Origin of the sequence: Rhizobium sp. ERR 1071 (assembly GCF_007828675.1) — a bacterium.
Lineage (GTDB): Bacteria > Pseudomonadota > Alphaproteobacteria > Rhizobiales > Rhizobiaceae > Rhizobium > Rhizobium dioscoreae.
Genome location: NZ_VITM01000019.1, coordinates 38611 through 64491 on the forward strand (window position 1 = coordinate 38611; position 25881 = coordinate 64491).

The 25881-nt window shown below is 61.4% G+C and carries 23 protein-coding genes; 8 read left to right on the forward strand and 15 right to left on the reverse strand.

What is annotated here, in order from left to right; genetic code table 11:
- Positions 1 to 88: 88 nt before the first annotated feature.
- The 6 genes from FBZ99_RS31580 to FBZ99_RS31605 form a co-directional block, all read right to left on the reverse strand.
- Positions 89 to 1153, reverse strand: a complete 1065-nt coding sequence (locus tag FBZ99_RS31580) for an ABC transporter ATP-binding protein (RefSeq protein WP_145637035.1) — start codon at positions 1151 to 1153, stop codon at positions 89 to 91.
- Positions 1150 to 2079: a carbohydrate kinase family protein gene (locus tag FBZ99_RS31585; protein ID WP_145637038.1), complete on the reverse strand. Its 930-nt coding sequence runs from the start codon at positions 2077 to 2079 to the stop codon at positions 1150 to 1152. The genes FBZ99_RS31580 and FBZ99_RS31585 overlap by 4 nt, the downstream gene beginning before the upstream one ends.
- Positions 2080 to 3102 (reverse strand): SIS domain-containing protein, encoded by a 1023-nt coding sequence (locus FBZ99_RS31590; RefSeq protein WP_145637041.1) that lies wholly within the window; start codon positions 3100 to 3102, stop codon positions 2080 to 2082. It abuts the gene before it with no gap.
- The gene (locus tag FBZ99_RS31595; protein WP_145637044.1) at positions 3099 to 3944 is read right to left on the reverse strand and encodes a carbohydrate ABC transporter permease; all 846 of its coding nucleotides are present in this window, start codon (positions 3942 to 3944) and stop codon (positions 3099 to 3101) included. Before FBZ99_RS31595 ends, FBZ99_RS31590 begins: the two co-directional genes overlap by 4 nt.
- Positions 3944 to 4828, reverse strand: coding sequence for a carbohydrate ABC transporter permease (locus FBZ99_RS31600; protein ID WP_069615347.1), 885 nt, complete (start codon positions 4826 to 4828; stop codon positions 3944 to 3946). The genes FBZ99_RS31595 and FBZ99_RS31600 overlap by 1 nt, the downstream gene beginning before the upstream one ends.
- Positions 4829 to 4901: 73 nt before the next feature.
- Positions 4902 to 6140, reverse strand: coding sequence for an extracellular solute-binding protein (locus FBZ99_RS31605; protein ID WP_113354165.1), 1239 nt, complete (start codon positions 6138 to 6140; stop codon positions 4902 to 4904).
- A 212-nt stretch (positions 6141 to 6352) separates the two neighbouring features.
- On the opposite strand from FBZ99_RS31605, the gene FBZ99_RS31610 reads away from it, so the two are divergent.
- Positions 6353 to 7555 carry an ROK family transcriptional regulator gene (locus FBZ99_RS31610; protein WP_113354164.1) on the forward strand — a complete coding sequence of 401 codons (1203 nt, stop codon included), beginning with the start codon at positions 6353 to 6355 and terminating at the stop codon, positions 7553 to 7555.
- 3 nt (positions 7556 to 7558) lie between these two features.
- Here the strand turns inward: FBZ99_RS31610 and FBZ99_RS31615 are convergent, their stop codons facing one another.
- On the reverse strand, positions 7559 to 7894 hold the full coding sequence (locus FBZ99_RS31615; RefSeq protein ID WP_113332422.1) for a DUF6665 family protein: 336 nt from the start codon (positions 7892 to 7894) through the stop codon (positions 7559 to 7561).
- 254 nt (positions 7895 to 8148) lie between these two features.
- Here FBZ99_RS31615 and FBZ99_RS31620 point away from each other — a divergent pair, with 254 nt between their 5' ends.
- Positions 8149 to 8682, forward strand: coding sequence for a methylated-DNA--[protein]-cysteine S-methyltransferase (locus tag FBZ99_RS31620; protein ID WP_113332434.1), 534 nt, complete (start codon positions 8149 to 8151; stop codon positions 8680 to 8682).
- Between the two features lie 294 nt (positions 8683 to 8976).
- Here FBZ99_RS31620 and FBZ99_RS31625 read toward each other — a convergent pair whose 3' ends face one another.
- The 5 genes from FBZ99_RS31625 to FBZ99_RS31645 form a co-directional block, all read right to left on the reverse strand.
- The gene (locus FBZ99_RS31625; RefSeq protein WP_145637047.1) at positions 8977 to 10980 is read right to left on the reverse strand and encodes an aldo/keto reductase; all 2004 of its coding nucleotides are present in this window, start codon (positions 10978 to 10980) and stop codon (positions 8977 to 8979) included.
- Between the two features lie 50 nt (positions 10981 to 11030).
- Entirely contained in the window at positions 11031 to 12119 is a 1089-nt protein-coding gene (locus FBZ99_RS31630; RefSeq protein WP_113354163.1) for an ABC transporter ATP-binding protein, read from the reverse strand.
- A gap of 15 nt (positions 12120 to 12134) precedes the next feature.
- Positions 12135 to 12971, reverse strand: a complete 837-nt coding sequence (locus tag FBZ99_RS31635) for a carbohydrate ABC transporter permease (protein WP_069615353.1) — start codon at positions 12969 to 12971, stop codon at positions 12135 to 12137.
- Positions 12968 to 13828: a carbohydrate ABC transporter permease gene (locus FBZ99_RS31640; RefSeq protein WP_069615394.1), complete on the reverse strand. Its 861-nt coding sequence runs from the start codon at positions 13826 to 13828 to the stop codon at positions 12968 to 12970. The genes FBZ99_RS31635 and FBZ99_RS31640 overlap by 4 nt, the downstream gene beginning before the upstream one ends.
- A 177-nt stretch (positions 13829 to 14005) precedes the next feature.
- Positions 14006 to 15280 (reverse strand): ABC transporter substrate-binding protein, encoded by a 1275-nt coding sequence (locus FBZ99_RS31645; protein ID WP_069615354.1) that lies wholly within the window; start codon positions 15278 to 15280, stop codon positions 14006 to 14008.
- A gap of 86 nt (positions 15281 to 15366) precedes the next feature.
- Here FBZ99_RS31645 and FBZ99_RS31650 point away from each other — a divergent pair, with 86 nt between their 5' ends.
- Together FBZ99_RS31650 and FBZ99_RS31655 are read left to right on the forward strand one after the other, a co-directional pair.
- Positions 15367 to 16320 carry a helix-turn-helix domain-containing protein gene (locus FBZ99_RS31650; protein WP_233788792.1) on the forward strand — a complete coding sequence of 318 codons (954 nt, stop codon included), beginning with the start codon at positions 15367 to 15369 and terminating at the stop codon, positions 16318 to 16320.
- A 60-nt stretch (positions 16321 to 16380) separates the two neighbouring features.
- Positions 16381 to 17151, forward strand: a complete 771-nt coding sequence (locus tag FBZ99_RS31655) for a TIM barrel protein (RefSeq protein ID WP_145324233.1) — start codon at positions 16381 to 16383, stop codon at positions 17149 to 17151.
- Positions 17152 to 17248: 97 nt separating this feature from the next.
- Here the strand turns inward: FBZ99_RS31655 and copD are convergent, their stop codons facing one another.
- Entirely contained in the window at positions 17249 to 18133 is an 885-nt protein-coding gene (copD, locus tag FBZ99_RS31660) for a copper homeostasis membrane protein CopD (protein ID WP_113396099.1), read from the reverse strand.
- Positions 18134 to 18510: 377 nt separating this feature from the next.
- Between copD and FBZ99_RS31665 the strand changes: the two genes are divergently transcribed.
- Positions 18511 to 19284 (forward strand): metallophosphoesterase, encoded by a 774-nt coding sequence (locus FBZ99_RS31665; protein ID WP_113389918.1) that lies wholly within the window; start codon positions 18511 to 18513, stop codon positions 19282 to 19284.
- 7 nt (positions 19285 to 19291) lie between these two features.
- On the opposite strand, the gene FBZ99_RS31670 is transcribed toward FBZ99_RS31665, so the two are convergent.
- Together FBZ99_RS31670 and FBZ99_RS31675 are read right to left on the reverse strand one after the other, a co-directional pair.
- Entirely contained in the window at positions 19292 to 20773 is a 1482-nt protein-coding gene (locus tag FBZ99_RS31670) for an NAD-dependent succinate-semialdehyde dehydrogenase (RefSeq protein ID WP_145324231.1), read from the reverse strand.
- Between the two features lie 71 nt (positions 20774 to 20844).
- Positions 20845 to 22116 (reverse strand): 4-aminobutyrate--2-oxoglutarate transaminase, encoded by a 1272-nt coding sequence (locus FBZ99_RS31675; RefSeq protein ID WP_145324229.1) that lies wholly within the window; start codon positions 22114 to 22116, stop codon positions 20845 to 20847.
- A 222-nt stretch (positions 22117 to 22338) separates the two neighbouring features.
- Between FBZ99_RS31675 and FBZ99_RS31680 the strand changes: the two genes are divergently transcribed.
- The 3 genes from FBZ99_RS31680 (at position 22339) to FBZ99_RS31690 (ending at position 25804) form a co-directional block, all read left to right on the forward strand.
- Positions 22339 to 23169 carry a MerR family transcriptional regulator gene (locus FBZ99_RS31680; protein WP_113354155.1) on the forward strand — a complete coding sequence of 277 codons (831 nt, stop codon included), beginning with the start codon at positions 22339 to 22341 and terminating at the stop codon, positions 23167 to 23169.
- A gap of 83 nt (positions 23170 to 23252) precedes the next feature.
- Positions 23253 to 23879, forward strand: a complete 627-nt coding sequence (locus FBZ99_RS31685) for a ribonuclease D (RefSeq protein WP_095433486.1) — start codon at positions 23253 to 23255, stop codon at positions 23877 to 23879.
- Positions 23880 to 24115: 236 nt separating this feature from the next.
- Positions 24116 to 25804, forward strand: coding sequence for a hypothetical protein (locus tag FBZ99_RS31690; protein ID WP_145637050.1), 1689 nt, complete (start codon positions 24116 to 24118; stop codon positions 25802 to 25804).
- The last annotated feature ends 77 nt before the right edge of the window (positions 25805 to 25881 follow it).

The window sequence follows — 25881 nt, forward strand, 5'->3', positions numbered from 1 at the left end:
CCATGCTGCTGATGATAGGAATCCCCATCGCACCATCTCCGAGATCGCGGGCGCCATCCTCGGCGACCATTATCTGTATTCGAAAGGTCTACTTGCAACGCTGGCCGGTGGCGCGATCGAAGAGATGCAGCGCGCTGGCATCGAAGGCGAGCTTGAGCGTCTGCCCTTCGGCAATCGCGGTGCGCGGCGGCAGGCAGGCCATCAGCCGCTGCGAACCGGTTTGCGCCGTCACGATGAGCTCGGGGCCTGTGAGTTCCGCGACCTCGCAGATGGCCTCAAGCTTGCCGCTTTCCTCGAGGCGCAGCGTTTCCGGCCGGATACCGATCACCAGCTGCTGTCCTTGGCTGATCCCAGCTTTCGTCGCCGGCATCGGCAGCGTGATCGATGTTCCGTCGATGCGCACCAAACCGTGATCGGCAGTCGCGTTCAAAAGGTTCATCGGCGGCGCGCCGACGAAGGTCGCGACATAGAGTGTTGCCGGATGATTGTAGATTTCGTCCGGCCTGCCGAGTTGTTCGATCCGTCCGTCCCGCATCACGGCGATGCGGGTTGCGAGTGTCATCGCTTCGATCTGGTCGTGCGTCACGTAGACGACGGTGGTCTTCAGCATCTGGTGCAGGCGCTTCAGCTCGGTGCGCATCTCCATGCGCAGCTTGGCGTCGAGATTGGAGAGCGGCTCGTCGAAGAGGAAGACTTCCGGCTTGCGCACCAGCGCCCGGCCGATCGCCACGCGCTGGCGCTGGCCGCCGGAAAGCTGGCTCGGCTTGCGTTCCAGCAGCGCTTCGATCTGCAAGAGCTTCGCCGCCTCGCGCACAGCCCTGTCGCGCTCGGCGGCAGGCACCTTGCGCATCTCCAGGCCGAAGCCGATGTTGCGATGGACCGAGAGGTTCGGATAGAGGGCATAAGACTGGAACACCATGGCGATGTCGCGGTCCTTCGGATGCACGCCAAGCACGGAACGTTCGCCAATGCGGATATCGCCGCTGGTCGCCTCGGCAAGCCCGGCGATGATGTTCAAAAGCGTGGACTTGCCGCAGCCAGACGAGCCGAGCAGCACCAGGAACTCGCCGCTTTCGAGCGAAATATCAATGCCTTTCAATGTCTCCACTTCGCCGTAGCTCTTGCGGATGTTCTGGATTTCGAGCGCGCTCATGAAAGGGCCTCCTCGGATGCGTTGGCCGGGCCATAGCTGCGCGGCAGAGTGGAAATGGCGCGAGACGCGACCGCGGTCCCGGCCGAAAGGCAGGCCGCAGGTGGCTCGCCGCGGGCAAGGGCGGCCAGAAAGCCGGCATTGAAGACATCGCCGGCGCCGATCGTGTCGACGACCGTGACCTTTGGTGCTGCGGCCGAAACGAGCTTGCGGTCGGCATTAATGGCGATCGCGCCGTTCGGGCCGCGCTTGACGACGAAGATGGCCCCTTTGGGCATCAGTGCATGGAGCGCGCGCGCAGCCTCCGCGGGATCATCTATGCCGGCTAAGGTCGTGGTTTCGACCTCGTTCATCAGCGCCACGCCGCATCGGGAAAGCCAGTGTCGCGTGGCGCTGCAATTCTCGTTGCTCCAGCCGTCGAGCGGCCAACCGGTGTCGAGCGCGACGGTAATCCCGTGCTTGTCAGTCCAGTCGAACAGGGCATCGTAATGCCGCGTGAGATCTTCTGTGAGGAAGGCGCCGCAGAGCAGCGCATAGCCGCCGGCAAGCCGTTCGCCATCGAGAACCGCAAACACGTCATCGAGATTGAACCTTGGCAGGTGGCCGCGCGTGGTGAAGAAGGTGCGCTCGCCATCGGGATGGGTAATGCCGACCGAGAGCGTCGTGCTCTCCGGTCGTACGGGCCACTTGCTGCTGCGCGCGCCGAACGCTTCGCTGAGCCAGCGGCCGAACTGATCGCTGCCGACATTAGCCGCGATCTCGTAATCAACGCCGAGACCCTCCCAGGCAAGGGCGCTATTGCCAGCCTGGCCGCCGACGCGCAGCTCGTCGTGATCGACAATGATCTCGGTGCCGGCTTTCGGCCACGGCGCTGCCGGCCCGAGGATCAGGTCGATATTGACGTTGCCGATGACTGCAAGCGGCTTCATTCATTCGCTCCGGGTGATCTTGGTGGAGCGCACCGGCGTGCCGGCATTCTCCACCCGCTCGTCGGCAAAGGCGATCATCAGCGACTGGGCGACAGGCAGCATCTGGAAGATCGCCGCAAGACCGGTTTCCGGCTTGAAGCGCAGGGTGACGCAACCGGGAACCGGTTCTTCCCCGGAGCCGTCGAAGATGATCACTGGGGCACCCGTCTCGACTGCGGAAACGGCCATGGCCGTCACGAGACCGGCGGTCGCATCATTGCCGCGGAACAGCACCACGCCGATCGAGGCGCCAAGCATTTCCATCGGACCGTGACGCAGCTGGCCGCCTTCGAGCGAGAAGCACGGGCGGCGCGAAAGTTCGGTAAGTCCGAGCGCCAGAGCCTCGGCAATACCCTGTAGACCCCGACCGGAGGTTACAACCGTCGCCACATTGGCGAGAGCCGCAAGCGCCGGCTGGATATCGAGCGTTTCGGGCGCGCGAAGCATGGAAAGCGCAGGCGCCGGATCCTGACCGAGGGCGGCGAATACAGCCAGATGCAGCGCGAAGGTGACCGTGAGGCTGCGTGTAGCGGCAAAGGCAAGCTCCGTGCCGCCGGCGCCGACAAGAGAAGGCGCCGTCTTGGCGAGGAAGGAGCTACTCTCCAGTGTCAGGCCGAAGGTCTCGGCAGTGCCGCCCGTCTCGTTGAACCAGCGCAGCACTTCGGCGCTTTCGCCGGATTGCGATGTCATGAAGATCGTACGGCCCTCCAGCGATAGCGGCTGGCCGAGCTGTTCGGAAAGCGGCAGGGCGATCGCATCGATGCCGGCGGCGCGATAGAGCGGCTCGACGGCGCGATTGACCGCGTGGGAACCGCCCATGCCGAGCAGCAGCAGCCTGCCGGTGCGTTTCAGCGAGGCGGCGGCCTTGGCGGCCATGTCGGCGGCCGTCTCGAAGGAGGTAAGCGCATCGCTATGCTGGCGCGCCATTTCGTGGTCGATGGCGGCAAGGCCTTCGGGGCGGGTTTTCTCTGTGGTCATGGTCATCCCTTTACGCCGCCATTGGTCAGGCCCGAGATAAGGGCACGTTGCATGACAAGGCCGATCAGCACCGGGGGCAGGGCGGCTAGCACGCCGGCAGTCGCGATCAGTCCGTAATCCGAGACACGACCGCCGGCGAGATCCGCGATGGCGACGGTGAGGGTCTTGGCGCGCTGGTCTGACGTGAAGAGCAGCGCGTAGAAGAATTCATCCCAGGCAAGCAGGAAGGCAAAAAGCGCCGAAGTCGCCATCACGGGCATGGCAAGCGGCAGCGTGATGATTCGCAGCGTCTGGAACAGCCCGGCGCCGTCGATCATTGCCGCAGCCTCGATCTCCTTCGGAATGGAATCGAAGCCGGATTTCATCAGCCAGGTCGTGAATGGCGCGAGAATCGTCAGATAAACAAGCGCCAGGCCGAAAACGTTGTTGAGCATGCCGAGATGGGCAAGCCCCATATAGAGCGGCACGGCAAGCGCCACCGGCGGCAGCATATAGGTGGCAATGACCATGGAGAGCGACCATCTGACGGACGGCGTGCGCGACACAGCCCAGCCGGCAGGAATGGCGAGCGCAATGGCTGCGATGGTCGCCATGCCGGCCACCTCGATGCTGTTGCGCAGCGATGAGGTGAAGGCGGCGCCCTCACTGTTTTCCAGCGTCGACAGCAGCAGCTTATAGCGCGAGAAGTCCGCCGTCTGCGGCCACCAGCGCAGCGGCTTGGCGGCGAGATCGGCAGCCGGCGAAATGCTCATGATGAAGAGCCAGGCGATTGGCGCCAGGATCACGACGGCGAGCAGGATGGCGCAGACATAGATGAAGCAGGTGAAGAGCGGGCTCTGGCGTTCCATCAGGCGGCACTCCCTGCGGTTTTGCGGACAAGGGCGGCATAGGCGGCGGCAAGCAGCGTGACCAGCAGCGTGACGATGAGGGCAAGCGATGCGCCCGACCCCGCTCGCTGGAAGGAAAAGGCTTCCTGATAGACGAGGATCGATAGAGTGCGCGTGCTGTTTGCCGGCCCACCGCGTGTCATCACCCAGATGATATCGAAGACCTTGAAAGCCTCAATGGTGCGCAGCACCAGCGCCACCATCAGCGGTCCCACAAGATAGGGAAGGATGACGAAGCGGAAGCGCTTGAAGGGGCCGGCGCCATCGACCAGCGACGCGGCGGTGATATCGCGCGGTACCGCCTGCAGGGCGGCAAGTGCAATGAGCGCCACCAGTGGGAAATTCTTCCAGCAGTCGGCGACGATGAGTGCTGTCAGCGCCGTGCCCGGTTCGCCGAGCCAGGAGCGGTAGGCGTCGATGAGGCCAAGCTGGGTGAGGGCTGCGTTGAGCGCGCCATATTCGGGATTGTAGATCAGCCGCCACAACGTCGCGTTCACGACGGTCGGCAACGCCCAGGGCAGGATCATTAGTGCACGCAGCACGCCGCGACCCCTAAAATTCTGATTCAACAGCAGGGCAGCCAGCACGCCGAGCACCATTTCGGCGGCAACGGAGACGATCGCGAACCACGCCGTGGTAATCAGGGTGCGCTGAAAATTGGAGTTCGCCAACATCTTCGCGTAATTGTCGATACCGACGAAATTGCCGCCGGTTCCCACAAGCTTCGCATCGGTGAAAGAAAGGCCGACCGTGTCGACGAGGGGCCAGCCGATGACGGCGATCATCACCACAAGCAGTGGCAGCATCAAAAGCCAGGCGCGAGTTGTCATGGAGGTGCCGGACATGGCAGGCCCCTTCTTTCATTCTTCATGGAGGAAATTAGAGGCGGGCGGCGATTGGCGCCGCCCGATGAGATTATCAGAGACCGCTATTGTCGGCAGCAGACTTCAGTGCGTCTTCCGGAGAAGACTGGCCGAGCAGCGATTCCTGGATCGCCTGCTGAAGTGCGGTTGACAGTTCCTGATATTTCGGCGTCGTCGGACGCGGATACATGGCAGCGAGGCCGACCTTTGCGGCCGCGATCAGTTCTTCCTGACCCTTGGTGACGGCCGGATCACTGTAGGACGATGCCCAGATCGGCAGGCTAAGCTTCGCATACTGGTTCTGCGTTGCCTGCGAGGTCATGAAGGAGATGTATTTCCAGGCCTCGTCCGGATGCTTGCTGGCAGTAGTGATGCCGAGACCCATCGAGCCGTTCACCGCCGAAGCCTCGCTCTTGCCGGCAACGCCCGGTGCCGGCACGACGCCGACCTTGCCTGCGACCTTGCTGTCCTTCGGGTCGTTCGCCATGTTGTACATGTAGGTCCAGTTCAGCGCGAAGGCGGCGTCGCCGTTTTCGAAGACCTTGCGAACGTCTTCTTCAAGGAATTCCTTGGAGTTCGGGTTGGTCAGGCCGGACTTGTAGCTGGTGACCATGTATTTCAGGGCGTCGAGGCCGCCACCGGTCTGGAAGTCCGGCTTGCCATCCTTGATGAAATCGCCCTTATAGGCGCTGACGAGCGTGGCGTAGTCGCAGATTGCGGCTTCGGCCTGTGACCAGCTCCAGGCAATCGGCGTTGCCAACAAGCCCTTGTCCTTGATGATCTTGGCCTGCTCGTTCAGTTCGTCCCAGGTCTTCGGTGGCGTCTTGATGCCGGCCTTTTCCAGGATTTCCTTGTTATAGAACAGGTACTTGGTATCGAGGATCCACGGCATGCCGTAGTACTTGCCGTCATACTGCACCGTCGTCCATGCACCCGGCAGCACGTTCTTCTTCGTCTCGTCCGAAATGCGCGATGAAACGTCGACCAGAACCTTGTTGGTCGCGTATTCGGCCGGCCAGATCACGTCGAAGAGCACGACGTCGTAGCCGCCGCCAGATCCCTGCGCCAGCACCGTCTTGTCGTGCAGGCCTTCATAAGGGACGAATTCGAGGTTGACCTTGATGTCCGGATTGGCCTTGGAGAAGGCATCCGTCATCGCGCGCACATCGGCTTCGCTATAGGCAGCCTGCGCCATGAAGAGGGCATTGATCGTCGTTTCGGCAAGGGCGTGCGAGGCGAAGGATACGCCGATCAGCGCTGCGCCCAGCAATGTCTTGTTCAATGATTTCAACATTCCATCCTCCAGTTTTTGACAGTCACGCGATTTTTCCAAAGGCGGCTGACGTCGCCATCGGTTGTCGAGCAGGCAATTGGCCGGGCTGGCTGCCGAACATTGATCGGAGCGTCGCTTAAGTTCCCTGGTGAAACTCTGTGGTTTCTTTTAAGTCAATTGTCTTGACTAATTTGTTCTTCAATATTCTATTGCTGTCAAGAGGGCAAAAGCGGATGCACGATATTCGCCCGATCAGGGCTACCAGCGGAACGAACCACGAGGGGACCAGCGCCCATAACCGGCGGGTGATCATCGACGCCTTGCGGCTCAATGGTGCGCTCTCCCGCGCAGATCTCGCGCGCGCCACCCGCCTGACGAAACAGACCGTCTCCAACATCATGGAGGAGCTGGAAAACGACGGTCTCGTCACATCAAGGGAAACGGTGCGCCGCGGCCGCGGTCAGCCCTCGACGCCCTACGGTCTTGTACCGGAAGGCGCCTGCGCCATCGGCCTGCAGATCGACCGTCACATCACCCGCGCCATCGCCGTCGATCTCGTCGGCAATGTGCTGATACGCAAGGAAGCGAACCTGCCGGGAGGTGGACCGGCGACAGGTACGCCCATCGTCTTGCAGCTCGTGGAGGACGTGCGCAGCGAATTGAAGCAGCGAGCGGCTCAGGCGGAGAAGCGCCTCGTCGGCCTCGGTGTCGCGATGCCAGGCCCGTTTGGTATCGAGCAGGAGGATGCCGACAATCCCTGGATGATGGGCGCCTGGCAGCGCTTTCCGCTGCTGGAAACGTTGTCGGTCGGAACCGGCCTTAACGTTACCCTGCAGAATGACGCCGCGGCCTGCGCGACCGCCGAGCGCATGGTCGGCGCCGCACATGGCCTCGACCATGCCGTCTGCCTCTATGTAGGCTATGGTATCGGTGCCGGGCTCATCCTCGGTGGTGAGCTCTATAGCGGTGCGCATGGCAATGCCGGCGAAATCGGCATGGCGCTGCTGACATCAGGCGGGAAACAGACGCAGCTGGAGCATCGCGCATCATTGGCTTCACTCTACGATCACCTCGGCCTCGATCCGATGGCGCCGGATATCTATTCGCTGATAGACAAACGGGCCGCTGCCGACGATCCAGATATTCTCGCCTGGATCGAAAGGGCGGCGATCGACCTGCGCTGGAGCGTGCAGCTCATCGAAACCATCTTCGATCCGCAGACGGTGATTTTGTGCGGTGGCGCGCCCCCGGCGCTCGCAACTAGGCTGATGGCCGCGATGCAGCCGCTCCTGCCCTCCAATGCCGATCGTCCCGATCGATTGCTGCCGCGCCTCCAGCTCGGCATGACCGATCCTTGGGCCGTGGCGCGCGGTGCGGCGGCAGAGCCGATCGGCCATGCCTTCGATCCGCGCTTCCAGGCGATCCTGAAATCCTAATATTTAGAGATGTCTCGGGCTGGCGCCGAGGCGCGCAAGCACCTTGTTGGGAATGCCATAGCGCTGGATGACGTCACGGCCGTTGCGCAGGCCGCAGATCTCGCGATGGATGAACATGGCCCAGACGGCTTGCGCCGCGATATCCACCAGCCGCTCGTGTTCGACGCCCTCCTTGCCCTTGGCCTCGCCCTCCTGCAAGGCTGCAAGCGCCGCTTCCACCTTCATGCCGTGATGCCCGAGCGTACTGGCGCGTTCCGACATCATCTCATATTCGAGAATGCCGAGGCCGGTCTCGTTTGTCTGCGATGGATTGAAATTGCGCGGCGGGCGAACTGTCATATCGGGTTCCGCAAGCTGGCGATCTGTCTCTTCGCCGATTCTACACAATTCCAGCCCATTCCCCAAGCATGCGCATGGAGGTTGCGTCATCTTGCGGCTGAGCACATGAATCCGGAAATGCCGGGATTTTCCTGCCCGCCGTCCGTTTTCGGGTGGTTGGCGACGGTCATTTGAGGTCCAATGGGGGCATAAGCGCTCCATCAGAGGCAATCTCGCCCGATGCCATGAGCGCAATTCAAAGAAAGGATATCGGCATGACCAAAGCCTCGAAAAATGCGGAAAAGCAGTATGTCTATCGGATCATGGACTCGCCCGTCGGCGCGTTGAAGCTCGTCGGCAGCGATGATGGACTTGCCGCGATCCTTTGGGACAATGATCGCCCAGGCCGTGTGCCCTTGCTCATCGTGACTGAGGATGACAGCCATCCGGTGCTCGTGGAAACCGAGCGGCAGCTCCGTGAATATTTCGCCGGCGAACGACAGGTTTTCGATCTGCCGCTCGATTTTGCCGGAACTGAGTTTCAGCAGAAGGTATGGCAGGCGCTGCTCGCCATCCCCTTCGGCGAGACGCGCAGCTATCGCCAGATCGCGACCGAGATCGGCTCGGCCAAGGCGATCCGCGCCGTCGGTGCCGCCAATGGCCGCAACCCGATCTCGATCATCGCGCCCTGCCACCGCGTGGTGGGATCGGCTGGTGATTTGCGCGGGTTCGCCGGCGGTCTCGAACGCAAGGCCTATCTGCTGCGGCTCGAAGGGGCTGATGAGAAGACATTCGATTTTGCCGCTTGATCTCGCGGCGATTGTATGGCGCATTGCCTGCCGTAAATCCCTTCTCCCTCGGGGAGAAGATGGCCCGAAGGGTCGGATGAGGGGGCTAATCGCCTCGACTCATAAGCCTTTATGCTCCGGGCGAATCCCCCTCATCCGCCTACCGGCACCTTTCCCCTCGGGGAGAAGGAGGTGCGCGGCAGTGGGCTCTTCCCATATGAAAACAGCCCATCCGGCATTTCGGATGGGCTGCTTTCATTTCGTATATCCAAGCTCAGCGGCCGACCGTGAACGTCATCAGCCGGCCGCCCCGTTTCAGCCCTCGAGCCACTTCACCTGCTCTGGCGTCAGCTTGATGTCGAGCGCCGAGAGGCTGTCTTCCAGCTCGGCGATCGTGCGCGGTCCGATCAGCGGTATCACAGGGAAGGGCTGTGCGACGACATAGGCAAGCGCGATATGGATCGGGTTGCGGCCGAGCTTCTGCGCCAGTTCGATCGCCCGATCGCGGCGGCCGAAATTGCGGTCGGAATACCAGACGCGGACCAATTCCTCGTCGTCGCGCTTGTCGCGGCCGGCGCGGTCGGTAAAGAAGCCGCGGCCCTGGCTCGACCAGGCGAAGTTCGGGATCTGCTTGGCATTGAGCCAGGCCTTCCACTCATCGTCCGAGGCGGCGATGCAGCCGGCCCAGATCGGGTCGAGCATTTCCGCCAGCGAGAAGTTGTTGGAAAGGGCAGCCGGTGCCGTCTTGCCGTTCTTCTCGGCATAGGCGATCGCCTCGTCGAAGCGGGCGCGCGTCCAGTTCGAGCCGCCGAAGATGCCGCGAATACGGCCGGCTTTCACCTCGGCATCCATGGCATCGACGAACTCGCCGACCGGAACGTCGGTATTGTCGCGGTGCATGAAGTAGATATCGACATAGTCGGTCTTTAGGCGGTTGAGGGACTGGTCGAGCTGCTTGGCGATCACATCCGGATAGCAGAGTGGTGAATGCGCACCCTTGCCGATCAGCACGATCTCCTCGCGCGGCACGCTGCGGCTGGTGTGCCAGTCGCCGAAGATGCTCTCCGTCTTGCCGCCACCATAGACATAGGCAGTGTCGAAGGCATTGCCGCCGGCTTCATAGAAGGCGTCGAGCGTCAGCGAGGCGGCTGCGAAATTTGGGAAGAATTCGAAGCCGAGCGTAACAAGCGATGCCGGCTTGGATATGCCGGGAATGCTGCGCTTCGGAATGCTGTTGCCCTTGGTGACGGTCCCGCCGGCGATGTTCTTCGTGCGCTTCGCTGCTTTCTCGATACTATATTCAAGGCCGATCGATGCGCGCCATTGGTCGAGCACTTTGAGGTTTCCGATCGAATCGGCCCAGCTGATGCCGGGATAGGCGAATTCCTTGTTTCCGGCGCGGATGGCATCGCCGGCCGCATCGACTTCGAAGGAATAGAGCCAGCGATCTTCCTTGACTTCGATCGTCTGGGTCTCGCCGCCCTTGATGACTTCGATCTTGCCGACACCGCCCTTGTGACCGGAGGCAAACCAGAAGTCCTTGACTTCGATACGGCCTTCGGAGCCGATGATGCGCAGCGTGTTGTCCTGATTGGCCATGATGGAGCAGGACACTTCGGCAATGATGTCGTTCGGGAACTTCAGGACGGCGGAGGCCCATTCGTCAACGCCGGTCTGACCGAGATGGCCGACGCCCGATACCTTTTCCGGATCGAGGAACGGCTTGCCGTCGACCGCGCCGGCAATCAGGCGGGCCATAGAGACCGGATAGCCGCCGACATCGAGAATGCCGCCGCCGGCAGTCTCATTGGCAAACAGCCGGTGTTCCGGATTGACCTTACCCATGTTGAAACCGAAGGAGGTGCGGATGATGCGCAACTCGCCAATCACGCCGCTCTTGACGAGCTCGATCAGTTTCGCCGTCTGCGGATGGACGCGATACATGAAGGCTTCGCCGGCGAAGACACCGGCCTTCTTGGCCTCGTAATAGATAGCTTCGGCATCGAAGGCAGAAAGCGCGATCGGCTTTTCGACGAGCACATGCTTGCCGGCACGGATCGCCTTGATCGCCCATTCGGCGTGGCCGGTATGCGGCGTGGCGATGTAGACGGCGTCGATTTCCTTGTCGGCGAGCAGGGCTTCATAACCATTGACGATGCGCGCGCCCGGGAAACCGTCGCCGAGACCCGGCTTGTCCGGGTTGCGGCTGGCGATGGCCACCAGCTTGCCGCTGCTGGAATGGGCGATACCATCGGCAAAAGTCTGTGCGATCCTGCCGGGGCCGATGATGCCCCAGCGGATTGGTGTCTCAGTAGTCATGGAACGATCCTTTCTAAATCTGCATGCTGTCTTGGGAGGATTGGCAGCGCCTATCGCAATCGGTTGCCGGCGCTGTCGAACAGGAATGTCTTTGTCGCCGAGAGCGCCACGGTGAGCTTGTCGCGGTTGCCCGTGTTGCGGGATTCCTCGCGCTCGATGACGATCTGCTCGCCGCCTTCGATATTGGCGTAGATGTAGCTGGTATTGCCGAGATGCTCTGCGACATCGACATCGACGGTCATGTCCACATCGCCGCGTCCGGCCTCGAGAAAATGTTCCGGGCGGACGCCGAGCGTCACCGGCTGGCCGACTTCCACCTTTGCCGAGGAGGCGGGCAACGTCAGGCGGATGTTGCGCTGGCCCTTGAGCACGACGGCGATGCGGCCCTGCTGATTGTCAGCCACTTCGGCCTGCAGGAAGTTCATTTTCGGCGAGCCGACGAAGCCTGCGACGAACTGGTTGGCCGGGTCGTCGTAAAGGTCCAGCGGCGCGCCTACCTGCTCGATATTGCCGCCGCGTAGCACGACGATCTTGTCGGCAAGCGTCATGGCTTCCGTCTGGTCGTGGGTGACGTAGATCATCGTCGTGCCGAGCTTCTTATGGAGGCGCGATATTTCGACGCGCATCTGCACGCGCAGCTCGGCATCGAGGTTGGACAGCGGCTCGTCGAACAGGAAGATCTGCGGCTCGCGCACGATGGCGCGGCCGATGGCGACGCGCTGGCGCTGGCCGCCGGAAAGCTGCTTCGGCCGGCGTTGCATGAGTTCCGTAATCTGCAGGATCTCGGCGGCCTGCTTGACGCGGCGGTCGGTATCGGCCTTCGGATTGCCGTTCATGCGCAGCCCGAAATTGAGGTTCTGCTCGACGGTCAGATGCGGGTAGAGGGCATAGGACTGGAAAACCATGGCGATACCGCGATCGGCCGGTTCCACGTCATTGACGATTCGGCCACCGATCTTGAGCTCGCCGCCGGAAATATCCTCCAGCCCAGCGATCATGCGCAACAGCGTGGACTTGCCGCATCCGGACGGCCCGACGAAGACGACGAATTCGCCGTCCTTCACCTCGAGATTGGCGCCGTGGATGATTTCCAGCGAACCATAGCGTTTGACGATATTGGTGAGAGAAAGTTCAGCCATACGGATCTCCCGGAATTATTTGATTGCGCCGGCGGCAATGCCGGCGATGAAGTGGCGTTGCAGGAGAACGAAGATGATGAGAATCGGCGCCGTCAGCATTACGGCACCGGCCATGATGCCGCCCCAGGAGACCCTTGTGAGGCCGATCAGCGTTCCGAGCGCGACAGGCGCTGTCATCATCCCCGGCCGGGAGTTGATGAGCAGCGGCCAGAGATAGTTGTTCCAGGAAGCCAGGAACAGGATGATGGCGAGTGCTGCCATCGTCGGCCTTGCGAGCGGCAGGGCGATGCGCAGGAAGATCTGCCATTCCTTGACGCCCTCAACGCGGGCGGCATCAAAGAGTTCGCCCGGCATCATCGAGAAAGCCTGACGCATGAAGAGAACGCCGAGTGAGTTGAAGAGCGGCGGCACGATCAGCGCAACCCATGTGTTCGCCAGCCCGAAATCGCGCGCCACCATGATGAATTGCGGAATGATGACGACGGAGTAGGGCAGCGTGATGGTGCCGAGGATGATGCCGATGACGCCCGAACGGCCGGCGAACTGATAGCGCGCTAGCGCCCATCCGGCCATCGATGTCAGCAGCACCGACAGGAAGGTGTAGATGACCGCAACGACGATGGAGATCGTCATCGCGCCGACGAAGTTGGTGTCGGCCTGCAGGTTCCGGAAGTTGTCCATGAAACCCGTCGACGGTGTCAGGATGATACCGGGACTGAAAATGCCGTAATCGGGCATGGTGGAGAAGACGAACATCATCCAGAGCGGAAACAGCCAGATGATGGCGAGCGGCGCCAGCAGGCCATGCAAGGCGATCGAGCGGATCAGAGTGGATCTGGATTTTGATTTCATTTCGGTTCGCGCCCCACCCAGAGATTGAGAAGAGAGATGACGACCGCAAGCGCCGCCATCGTATAGGCGATCGCCGAGGCATAGCCGAAGTTGGTCGACTGGAAAGCCTGGCGATAGAGCAGCAGACCGAGCGTTTCCGTCCCGCCGCCGGGGCCTCCTCTGTTGGTGATCAGATATGGTTCGGTGAAGAGCTGCATGGTGCCGATGACGGACAGGACCACGCAGAACAGGATGATCGGCTTCAGGAGTGGCAGTGTGATATGGATGAACTGCTTGAAGCGGCTGACGCGGTCGAGGGTTGCGGCCTCATAAACATCCTCCGGGATCGATTGCAGCCCGGACAGAATGATGATGGCGTTGTAACCCGCCCAGCGCCAGGTGACGGCGATAACGATGAGCACCATGGCGGCGTGGGAATCGGCGAACCACGACACCGGCGCGATGCCCACACTGCCGAGCAGCTTGTTGATGATGCCGAAATCGACGTTGAACATCAGGCGGAAGACCGCGGCATAGGCGACCTCGCCAACGACGACGGGCGCGAAGAAAGCGAAGCGGAAAATGCCACGGGCCTTCAACAGCGGTGAGTTCAGCAGCACCGCCATGACCGTGGCGAGTGTGATCATGACCGGCACTTGGACGATCAGGATAATCAACGTGTTTTCAAGCGCGTTGTAGAATGCCGGATCACCGAACAGCCGCCCCCAATTGAGCGACAGATTGAAGGTCCACGGATTAACACGGGTATTCTGGAACGAGATCAGAAACGAATCGATGATCGGCCAGACCCAGAAAGCGGCGAATACCAGAAGATAGGGTGCAAGGAACGCATAGGCGCTCCGGTTTCGCAACCGCATGAAAGCCTTCTCCTTTATGCGCAGAAAAATGATGCGTAACATCACATCCCCGCCGCCCTCTAGAGCGTGACGCCGAAAAGTGTAGGCGATTTTCGGACGACGCCGCGCTCTGCTTCTTTGATTCTAGAGCGGCGGGGATGCCGGGCGCGGCTTGGGAGGCACGCCCGGTGGTGTCAATCATTTCGCGAGCGGCAGGCCCGTCGCCGAGGCGATCTGCTGGGCCGCGTCGTCGAGCGCAGCCTTGCCGTTTGGATATCCGCCGGCAAGATATTTCGTCTGAACGGCTTTGATGATCTCATCGGCGTCGCTGAAATACTGGGTACCTGGGCTCGGGTGGATTTTCGGCAGGGTGGCGAGGATATCGGCCCAGACCTTTTGCCCACCCCAATAAGGCTGCGGTTCGTTGACGAAGGGATCCTTGACCGCCGTCAACAGCGACGGCACGAGACCGAAGGACTTCAGCATCGTCACCTGGCCCTCATTGGTGCCAAGCGTGTATTCAAGGAATTTCCAGGCGGCTTCCTTGTGCTTGGAGCCACTGGCGATTGCGAGCGAGGAACCGCCAAGATTGGCTGCATGCGGGCCGTCAGCCGTCATGCTCGGCATCGGATAGACGCCCCATTTGCCGGCGAGATCCGGCGAGGTGGAGCGGACGGTGCCTTCATACCAGCCGCCATAGAGCTGCGATGCCACCTTACTTGCAGTGTTCGCCTGAATTTTCTCGTTCCAGTTCGCCGCGGTCATCAGGCCCGCGTCCTTGATCTCCTTCACCTTGTCCAGTGCCTTGACGCAGCCGGGCTGGTTGACGGTGATGCTCTGGCTGTCGCTCGAAAAATAGCCGCAACCCTGTTCGTTGGCGAGCATACGGAACCATTCGCTGTCGCCGTTTAGATCGGCCTGCGTCATGACCACACCAGGATTAGCGGCGGAGATCTTCTTACCGGCGGCGATGAAATCGTCCCAGGTCTTGATCGTTGCCGGATCGACGCCGGCCTTTTCATACATGTCGCGGCGATAGAACATGGTGACCGGACCGGAGTCCCACGGCATGGCGTAGGCGGCATCGCCGACTTCAAGCTCGGCGCGCTTGAAATCCGGGAACTGCTTCTTCAGCTCGTCGTTGTAGCCAAGCTTCGTGAGATCGGTCAGGCAGTCCGGAAAGCGGTTCCAGAAGATCGAAGCCTTGTGGTTTTCGATCGACATGACGTCAGGCAGGCCGTCGCCGCCGGCGGCGCAAGCGGCCAGCATCTTGTCGAAGACCTGCGGGTTGCCGATGTCTTGAACCTCGACCTTGATGTCAGGATATTTCTTGTTGAACCCCTCGACTGTGGACTTCAGCGCCGATGCGGCGATGTTCCAGCTCCAGACCGTAATGGTGGTTTGCTCAGCAAAAGCAGAACCGGAAGCGAGCAGGGCAGCAAGGGCCGTCGCTCCAGCAAGTTTTAAACGCATTGAAAATCCTCCCTTTTCAATTGCCGTCCTCAAGAGAACACGCTTAAACTAGCTGTCGGTACGCTTCTGTCTCCTAAAAAAGGAACATCGACTTGGCGAAAAGTAAGGTGGGTCAACGGGCGGTTTATCAGCCGGGGGCGAGCAGTGTCGAAGGGCTCCCAAACGTCCTGCAGATGTTTCATAACCACCCGTTGCCGATGGCAAAGCCGCATTGGCACGCGCAGGTGGAAGTCAATTACATCGTCCGCGGCACCGTGCATTACCGCATCGGCGATCACGAGCTTACTTTGAGAGCCGGCGAGATCTGCCTTTTCTGGGGTGGCCAACCGCATCAGCTGGACGAGCTGTCGGAAGATTCGATCTATGCGGGCGCGCATCTGCCGCTTGTGCATTTCTTCCGCCTGCGGCTGCCGCTCGATATTTCCGGTCGCCTCATTCGCGGGCAGGCGCTGATAAGCTCGGCGACCGATGCCGCAGACGACGAAAATTTCGCCCGATGGCATCGTTATGTCATGTCCGAGGACGGCGCCAAGGCCGAACATGCCGTCGCGGAACTTCTCCTGCGCCTGGAGCGCATCGCTTTCGAGCCCTATCGCATGGTGCCGGAGAAGCAGGAAAATCTGACCAACGATCAGGCCCATCCGCAATCCTCGCGCAGCCTGGCGCGCATGTGCGATTTCATCGCCGATAATTTTCTGCACGACATCGATACCGTCGATATCGCCAAGGCGGCGCATCTCCATCCGAAATACGCGATGAACCTCTTCAAGAAATCCACCGGCATGACGTTGGCGAAATATGTGAACCTGCTGCGCCTGTCGCGCGCCCAGGCGATGCTGATGCGGGACGGCGCCAATGTGCTGCAGGTGGCGATGGATAGTGGCTTCGGCTCGATCAGCGCCTTCAACAAATCCTTCCGCCATATTGCCGGCATGACGCCTTCCGATTTCCGCCGCGACATGCGCGTGCTGTCGGCAATGAATGTCGAAGCCATCAAGCCTTCGATGCATCGACCGCCACAGCAACATTATCGTTCGTGAGACTTGCAGTCATGGGCGATCTCGCGCATTGCTCCTCACCGATTGAGGGAGGAGTATCTCATGCGGCAGTTTTCAGCTTGTATCGAATGGTTGTTTGCACGCGACGGCGATGCCTTTGCCGATCGTGTCCGGCTGGCACATGCCGCGGGGCTCGATGCGGTCGAATTCTGGCACTGGACTAACAAGGACCTGGACGCGATCACGGCTGCCGTAGCCGAGACCGGCATTGCCGTGTCCGGCCTCGTCGCGGAGCCGATGATCGCGCTGACGAATCCGGCAAACAAAGAGGCGTGGCTGACGGGGTTGCGAGAGTCCGTTGCTGTCGCCCAACGTCTCGGCGCGCCGGTGCTGATCGCGCAGGCCGGCGATGATCTGGCGGAGTTTTCTCGTGCCGACCAGAGGGCGGCCATCGTCGCCACCCTCCGTGCCGGTGCCGATATTCTCGAAGGATCGGGCGTGCGGCTTGGCCTCGAGCCGCTGAACACAAAGATAGACCATGCCGGCTACTATCTGTCCTCGACCGCGGAAGGCCTCGATATCGTCGATGAGGTCGACCGCCCGGAAGTGGGCATCGTCTACGATCTCTATCATTCGGCCGTCATGGGCGAGGATACGCGTGAGGTCGTCGGCGATCAAATCGACCGCATCATCCATCTCCATGTTGCCGATCATCCCGGCCGTAACGACCCCGGCACTGGCCATATCGATCTGACGAAGCGGCTGGATTGGCTATATGCCCAAGGCTATCGTGGCAGGGTGGGTCTGGAATACAAACCGGCGACGCAAGATCCGGCGGCCGTTCGCGCTGTCGTGAAATCGCTCGGCGGTTAGAGCGATTCCAGGAAAAGTGCGTAGCGGTTTTCCCTCAGGAACTGCGTAAAACAAGGAGATAGAGCATTTTCGCGATTCGAAGAAAAGCGAAACGGCTCTAGACCGGCTCCAGCATGCCGAAGACGGCAACGAGCCCGATGACGACAATGCCGATGCCGATCTCGGCGATGCTTCCAAGCCGGAGGGCCAGCAGCGCGCGAGCCGGCTTGCGGCCGATCCAGGGAACGAAGACGTAGCGGTTGATGATGGCCAGCATCGCCATGACGGCGACCAGCGCGATCTTGATGGCAAGCAACTTCTGATAGGACGAAGACCAGTCCGTCGGCAGGCGTTTCAGGATCAGCAGCGTATTGACGATACCGGAGAGGATGACGAGCGCGACTGCTATGTGCCCGGCATTGGAGAACCGGCGCAACGCCACTTGCGCTTCCGCCCGGCATTCCGGCCGCCCGAGAAGCTTGAGGATAGGGATCAGCGGCACCAGCGCCCCCAGCCAGCCACCACCTGCAAGCACATGCAGGATATCATTGGCCCGGTGCGCCTGCCGCGCCCAGCCTTCCAGCATCGAGGCATGCCCGGTCAGTGACAGCGAGGCGAGCCCGAGGCCGGCGCCCAGGGTCAGCCCATGGCGGCGCCGGCTCTGCGGCAACAGCAAGGTGCAAACCATCACGATGGCCGCCAGCACTTGTGCCTGCCATGCAATCCCGACCGTGGTTTCGAAAACCACGTCATGCATCATGTCGGCATTGAGCGCATCGCTCCAGCCGTTGCCGATATTCGCCGTCGTCACCGGCAATGCGGCCAGTGCCGTTAAAACCGCAATCGCAACGATCAGCAAAAGCGGTTTTGCAGCTATACGCCAGACGGTGTCGGCAAGCGCTCTCGGCACGAACAGAGATAGATAGGCACAGGCGCCCCATAGAAACATCAGGGACGCGTCATGCAGGAAGCGGCAGAGTTGGAGCGCTGTCGTCGTTTCCATCAGGGTTTCACGATAAGTTTACAGGCGCCATGAATGGTACGTTCCAATTTGAGGCATGTTGTTTGCGTCGGCAATCCGGCAGCCAATATGCTGAAGCTGCCCGGCACTCATGTTTTTTCGGGTTGAACGGCGGGAATTTCTCGCGCCGACGTGGTCAGCGCGATAAGATTGCGGATACGCACTGTCAACTTTCTCCATGCATAAAGGCGCCGTTCGGGACGCTTTGCCGCAAGGCGGGTTGGTGTCGCAGGCCGAGGTCTGCCGTGGAACCATCATCAGCGATGATTTCCGCCTTTCTGGCAAAGAATCGTCGCTTTTGAGTCCTTTTTGCAGACACAGTTGAGGCGTTCCGGGGTGTACGCTCGAAAGGCAGTTTCATGGCGGCATCCAGGATACGCGAAAAAATGGCCAATGGCTTTGGCCACCGTCGGCGCCGGGAGTGGCTCGAAAATCTCGACATGCCCACCTACGTCATCGGTGATGTCCACGGCCGTTACGATCTCCTCAGTGCACTGGAGCGCAAGATTTTTGCAGACGCGGCGGGGCTTCCCGGCCGAAAGCTCATCATCATGCTGGGGGATTTCATCGATCGTGGTCCCGCGTCGGCGCAGGTGGTCGGCCGCCTCATGGCGCCGCCGCCGAACGGTTTCGACCGCATATGCCTCACCGGCAATCATGAGATGGCGATGCTAGCCTATGTCGATGGTGAGATATCGCTCGAGGATTGGGTGGCGCTTGGCGGTGATGCGACACTCGCCTCCTATGGCGTGGATATCCCTCGTCTACAGCAGTTATATCCCAAGCGGAAGAAGCTCGATACGTTCATCCGAACCTGGCTGCCGGACGATCATGTCAATTTCCTGCGCCGCCTGCCGATCCTGCTGGACACGCCGAAGGCCTTGTTCGTCCATGCCGGCATCGATCCGGATCGGTCGATTGCCGATCAGCAAGACGACGACCTCGTCTTCATCCGCTCCCGCTTCTACGACAGCGCACAGCCACTGCCGAAGTTGATTATCCACGGCCACACGCCAGTCCAGCGGGCCGAAGTCAATGGTCTCAGGCTCAATCTCGATACTGGAGCCTTCTACAGCGACCGGCTGAGCGCGGCCCGGCTGTGGCAGGGCCGCATTCACATCACCTCAACCTGATAGCCGGCTATAGATTGCCGATGCAGAGGTATTTCATTTCCAGATAGTCGTCGGCGCCGTGGCGCGAGCCTTCGCGGCCAAGGCCGGATTGCTTGATGCCGCCGAAGGGTGCCGTTTCCGACGACATCAGGCCGGTATTGATGCCGACCATGCCGTATTCCAGCGCTTCCGCCACGCGCCACACCTTCTTCAGGTCGCCGGCGAAGAAATAGGCCGCAAGGCCGAATTCGGTATCGTTCGCTTGTGCGATGACATCCTCGGCGGTGTCGAAGCGGAAGAGCGGTGCAACTGGACCGAATGTTTCCTCGCGGGCAACCTTCATGCTCCGGTCGACACCGGTCAGGATGGTCGGAGCGAAGAATGTGCCGGTGCCTTCTATGCGCTTGCCGCCGAGCACGACGCGAGCACCCTTTGAGACGGCATCCCGCACATGGTCTTCGGCCTTGGCGACACCCTGTTCGTCGATCAGCGGCCCAACGGTCACGCCCGGCTTGAAGCCGTCGCCCACGTTAAGTTCGCCGACCTTCGCGGCAAGCTTGGCGGCAAAGGCGTCGTAAACGCTGGATTGCACATAGATGCGGTTGGCGCAGACACAGGTCTGACCGGCATTGCGGTATTTCGAAGCCATGGCGCCCTCGACGGCGGCGTCGAGATCGGCGTCATCGAAGACGATGAAGGGCGCATTGCCGCCAAGCTCGAGGCTGACCTTCTTAATCTGGTCGGCGCACTGGCGCATCAGGATGCGGCCGACCTCCGTCGAGCCAGTGAAGCTGATCTTGCGCACCTTCGCATTGCCGCAGAGTTCGCGGCCGATGGCCGGGCTGTCAAGGCCGACGATGATGTTGAGGACGCCAGCGGGAATGCCCGCTTCTTCGGCAAGCACGGCCAGCGCGATCGCCGTCAGCGGCGTCTGCTCGGCGGGCTTCGAGACGACGGTGCAGCCGACGGCAAGGGCCGGCGCGATCTTGCGGGCGATCATGGCGGCCGGGAAGTTCCATGGCGTGATCGTGCCGACGACGCCGACCGGCTGCTTGATGACGACCATGCGCTTGTCGTTCGAAGGCGCGGGGATGGTTTCGCCATAGATGCGCTTGGCCTCCTCCGCGTACCATTCGACATAGGAGGCGGCGTAGAGGATTTCGCCTCTGGCTTCCGGCAGCGGCTTGCCCATCTCGGCCGTCAGGATGGCGGCCAGCTCATCGGCGTTGGCGATCATGAGATCGAACCATTTGCGTAAGGTTGCTGCTCGTTCCTTGGCAGGACGGGCGGCCCAGGTGACTTGGGCGATATAGGCGGCATCGATGGCGGCCGCCGTCTCGGCAGCGCCCATATCCGGCAGCGAGGCAAGCACTTCGCCGGTCGCGGGATTGATGACATCGAAGGTCTTCGTCGCCCCGCCGCCCGTCCAGGCGCCGTTGATATAGCCGGCGGCGCGCAGGAGGCGCGAAGAGAAGGGAACATGCTTGGTCATTGCTGTTGTAAAGGACATGCTATGCACTCCGATAGATTTTGCCTGGCAGGCTGCACGGACGGATAAGGGAAATACGCGGGTCGGCTTCGTTAATGCGAGGCGCTCGCCTCGATCAGCGATGCTTCGAGAATGTCGAGGGCTTCGCTGAAGATGCCGTCCTGAATGGTGATCGGCGACAGGAAGCGGATGACATTGCCAAAGACGCCGCAGGTCAAAACGATCAGCCCCTTGTCGAGCGCGATCAGCCGCACCTTGTTGGCGAAATCAGCGCTCGGCAGTTTGGTCGCCGCATTATTGAATTCCACCGCATTCATGAAGCCGGGGCCGCGGATATCAGCAATTTCAGGCACCTTGTCGCGCAGCGATTCCAGCCGCTGTTTCAGGCGCGAGCCGAGCTGGTTGGCGCGGTCGCACAGACCCTCGTCTGCGATAACGTCGAGCACGGCATGGGCTGCGGCGATGCCGAGCGGATTGCCGCCATAGGTGCCGCCAAGGCCGCCTGGAGCGGGTGCATCCATGATCTCGGCGCGGCCGGTGACGGCGGCAAGCGGGAAGCCGCCGGCGAGGCTCTTTGCCATGGTAACGAGATCGGCCGCCACCTCATGGTGACCCATCGCAAACATCTTGCCGGTGCGCGCAAAGCCGGTCTGTACCTCGTCGGCGATCAGGAGAATGCCGTGCTGGTCGCAGATCTCGCGAAGCGCCTTCATGAAGGCTGACGGCGCCGGATAGAAGCCGCCTTCGCCCTGGACGGGCTCGAGGATGATCGCGGCCACGCGCTGCGGATCGACATCGGCTGCAAAGAGCTTTTTCAGCGTCGCCAGCGACTGCTCGACACTGATGCCGTGCAGCGGCACGGGGAAGGGCGCATGGAAGACATCGCCCGGCATCGGGCCGAAGCCGATCTTGTAGGGCGTGACCTTGCCGGTCAGCGCCATGCCCATGAAGGTACGGCCATGGAAGCCGCCGCCGAAAGCGATGATGGCGGAGCGGCCGGTGGCGGCGCGGGCGATCTTCACGGCGTTTTCGACCGCTTCCGCGCCTGTCGTCACGAAGATCGTCTTCTTGGCGAAATTGCCGGGGACGATCGCGTTCAGCCGCTCGGCCAGATGAACATAGCTCTCATAGGGTACGACCTGGTGGCAGGTATGCGTGAAGCGATCGAGCTGTTCCTTGACGGCAGCAATGACGCGGGGATGACGATGGCCCGTATTCACCACGGCGATGCCGGAGGCAAAATCGATATAGCGATTGCCTTCCTTGTCCCAGATCTCGGCGTTTTCAGCGCGGTCGGCGTAGATCTGCGTCGTCATGCCGACGCCGCGAGAAATGGCGGCGTTCTTCCGCTCGGTCAGGATCATTGCAGGTGCTCCCAGGAAGGCGTTTTCGAATTATCTTGCAGAAGTTCTGCAAGTTATTTAGAAAACTCCTACATTTTTCCTGCAAGATTTCAAGCGGGATTTTGTGCGGGTGACAAGAATGTGCGAAAGGCTCCCATGGAGCGCCGCGCGGCTTTTAAGGCGCGCTAAGCCGCGCAATCCATGCTAAACGGATCGAAAGACGAAAATCAGGGATATTGGCAAATGAGCAGCATCGAGCCGGAGCGCTACCCCGTGCGCTACAAGGTGGCGGAAGCGGCGCGTCTTGCCGGCGTATCGGCCTCCACCTTGCGCCTATGGGAAAGCCAGGGGCTTGTCGTCCCCTCCCGCTCCGAGACCGGGCACCGCCAGTACAGCGCCGACGACGTGGCGCGGCTGAAGCGCATCTCCTGGTTCCGCGCCGAGCGTGGCCTCAATCCGGCGGCGATTCGCGAAGCGCTCGAGATGGAGGAGGGCGGTGCCGCCGGATCGGAGAATGGCGAGCAACTGGCCTCTTCGGATATCGGCCGCAGACTTCGCTCGCTGCGCCACGCCGCCGGCAAGACGCTGGAGCAAGTCGCCGCCGACATGGGCATGACGTCGTCGACGCTCTCGACCCTGGAGCGCACCTCGCAGGGTGTCAGTTTCAAGACGCTGCATGACCTCGCAGATTATTATGGCACAACGGTATCGCGCCTGTCTGGTGAGGAGCGCGAGGATGTTCCCGCACTCATCCGGTCAGGCGAATGGCGTTCCTGGCCAGCGACGACGCCGGGCGTCACTGTCCAGCTTCTTGCCGAAGGACCGACGATGATGGATTGCCATCGCTTCGTGCTCGCGCCAGGTGCGACAAGCGAAGGCGCCTATCGGCACGAGGGAGAAGAGTTCATCCATGTTCTCGCCGGTCGCCTGGAACTGGTGCTCGACAGCGATCAATTCTTCGATCTACTGCCGGGAGATTCGCTTTATTTTGAAAGCCGCCGTTATCATTCCTGGCGCAACCGCCATGATGGTGAGACCATATTGCTCTGGATCAATACGCCGCCGACTTTTTGACAGGCGCCGGTATGGTTCTCACCCCGTCTGTTCTATAGAACGGACGAAAAGCGAATTCAGAAGGACAGAGCCGGGAGAATCTCATGGCTGCCACCATCCGTTATCACGAAGGCGATATTTCCACTGAGGATGCCGCACGCTACACCGGCGCTATTGCCATCGATACCGAAACTCTCGGCCTCGTTCCACGCCGTGACCGGCTTTGCCTCGTGCAGCTTTCGCCCGGCGACGGCACGGCCGATATCATCCGTATCGCCGCCGGTCAGAAGCAGGCGCCCAATCTCGTCGCCATGCTCGCCGACCCGACGCATCAGAAGATCTTTCATTACGGCCGCTTCGACATCGCCGTCCTGTTTCATACGTTTGGCGTCACCACGACCCCGGTCTTCTGCACCAAGATCGCCTCGCGCCTCTGCCGCACCTATACCGACCGTCACGGCCTGAAGGACAATCTCAAGGAGATGTTGGACGTCGATATCTCAAAGGCGCAGCAGTCGTCGGATTGGGCCGCGGAAACGCTGTCCCCGGCGCAGCTCGAATATGCTGCCTCCGACGTACTCTATCTCCACGCGTTGCGCGAGAAGCTGACCCAGCGCCTGCTGCGCGACGGCCGCATGGACTATGCCGATGATTGCTTCGCATTCCTGCCGACGCGTGCCAAGCTCGACCTTCTCGGCTGGGAAGAGGCGGATATCTTCGCGCATAGCTGATTGCTTCGCTTGCGACAGGAATTCCTGAGCCGGTGCTGCGCAAGCGGCATCGGCTCCTTTATTTAGGGATATGTTAAGGACTTGACTGCTATTTTGCGGATGATTTCCAGGTCTGCGCGTTCGCGCCTCGCCAATTCGGCCACTCGGCGCTAGGAAGTCCACAGGCCGCATGAGCGGACCTCGATTGAACCTGCTTCCCGCTTCCATCGTCGCCTTGCCAGACAAAGGAGCATGTCATGTTGCTTCCCGTTGGTGCCGTGTCCGCTGTGGGTGTATCCATTGAGAAGCCGATCGCCGCAACGGCCGAGACCTCCGGGCTTCAGACGACGGCAACGCCGCTCGCCGTTCTGTCGAGTACCGTTAATGCCAGCGTCGAGGGCAAGCTGAACATGCTGCTGGTCGCGGCTCGCGAACGCATGCTCGACAGTCTGCTTTCCGCGATCGATGCCGCCAGCAAGGTGGTGAATGTTTCCCGTGAGCCGGGCGAAAGCAATGCCGCCTATGCCCAGCGTGTTGCCGCCGCAATCCGCAGCCTGACGCCGCCACAGCTCGCCACCGCGCAGCAGCGTATGGATGGGCAGATGAGGACGCCGGTGCCATTGCCGGTTCTGGCAGCGGCGTTGCAGGACCCGGAAAGTCCGCAGGCGGTGCAGCTGGCTCTCAGCCTTGAACAGACGTCGGTAGCCGAGCCGGATGCCGTGCTGAAGGCAGTCGTCAATTCCTATGGGCAGAATGCCGGCCAAGTGGAAACGCCAGCCTCCCAGACACCCGTATCAGCCCCGCTGCAGAAGGCGGCCGAGCTAGCCGCCGTGGCAACGGCGCTCGCCGCTGCTGCAGACGAACCGGCTTCCGCTATCCCGACACCTGCGCCTGCTGTGGCTACACCGGCGACGGCCCAGCCCGCCGCGCAGCCAGCACCTGCGGAGCAGCAGACGCCGCAAGTGGGCATCCCCGCACAATCTCAACCCGCGCCGGCTTCCGCACAAGCGGCCCAAGCACAGCCGACCCAAGCGCAGACGGTCGCGCAAAACGGCCCCGCCGCCCCGCAAGCCACGCCTGCCGCTACGGCGGCCGCCACTGTCCAGCCTTCCGTACTCGCTTCTCTTGTCGATGATCTGACTGCAAGCGCGCTGCTGACGGCAATCGCAGCCGAAGTCGACCTCCCGACCGAAATTGCATTGATCCGGTCGCCGCTGACGCCGCCGCCGGTGCCGCGCGATATCCAGCAGATAGAAGCCGACATCAAACAGGGCCTGCAGGTCGTCATCAGTCCGCCCGCGATGGCGGCCGATCCCGACCTTTTGCAGATCATCAACAATCCCTCCTCTTCCGTGGAGAAGATCATCGCCCAGGCGTTGACCGGCAATAGCGCGACGCAGGCATCGTCAACGCAGCCGCCGATCGTTAACGAAGGCTCCAATCGCCCGGTCGCAGTGGCGGCCCTGCCGGCGTCATTGGCGGAAGGGCCCGAAACATCCGGTGCTCTTCCCATCGCTTCCGGCAAGCCGCCGTCGCAGACGTCGCCTGCAACGCCGGTGGCGGTATATGAGGCTGCGGAGCAGGCGACGATGTCGGCGCCCCTGCCACTCGGCGTTCCCTTCGTCGTGGCTAGCTATTTGCCGGTCGACACTTCCGCCAAGAATAGCGAGTCGAAGCTGCTCAATCGCGTCGATCCCGTCGGCGATGAGGAGGGCGGACAAGCTCAGGACGAGGAGAACCCGCAAGATCAGGATGAAGAGCAGGCCCATGCAGAGGAATCGTCGGCACAGGCAGAGGGCGAGGTATCCGACGAAGCGGAAGCTGGCCCGGCCTCTGCGGAGGACGATAACGTCAGACCGGAACTCGTTGCCTTGCCGCAGCCTCTGCGCGACCCGCTTCAAGACCACGCCTTCGATTTCTATCGGCGCATGGTGACCTGGGAATAAAGCGCCAAAATGGAATAGCAGGCGCAGACGTCGCAGAGCGGACAAAGAAAAACCCGCCGGATCGCTCCGGCGGGTTT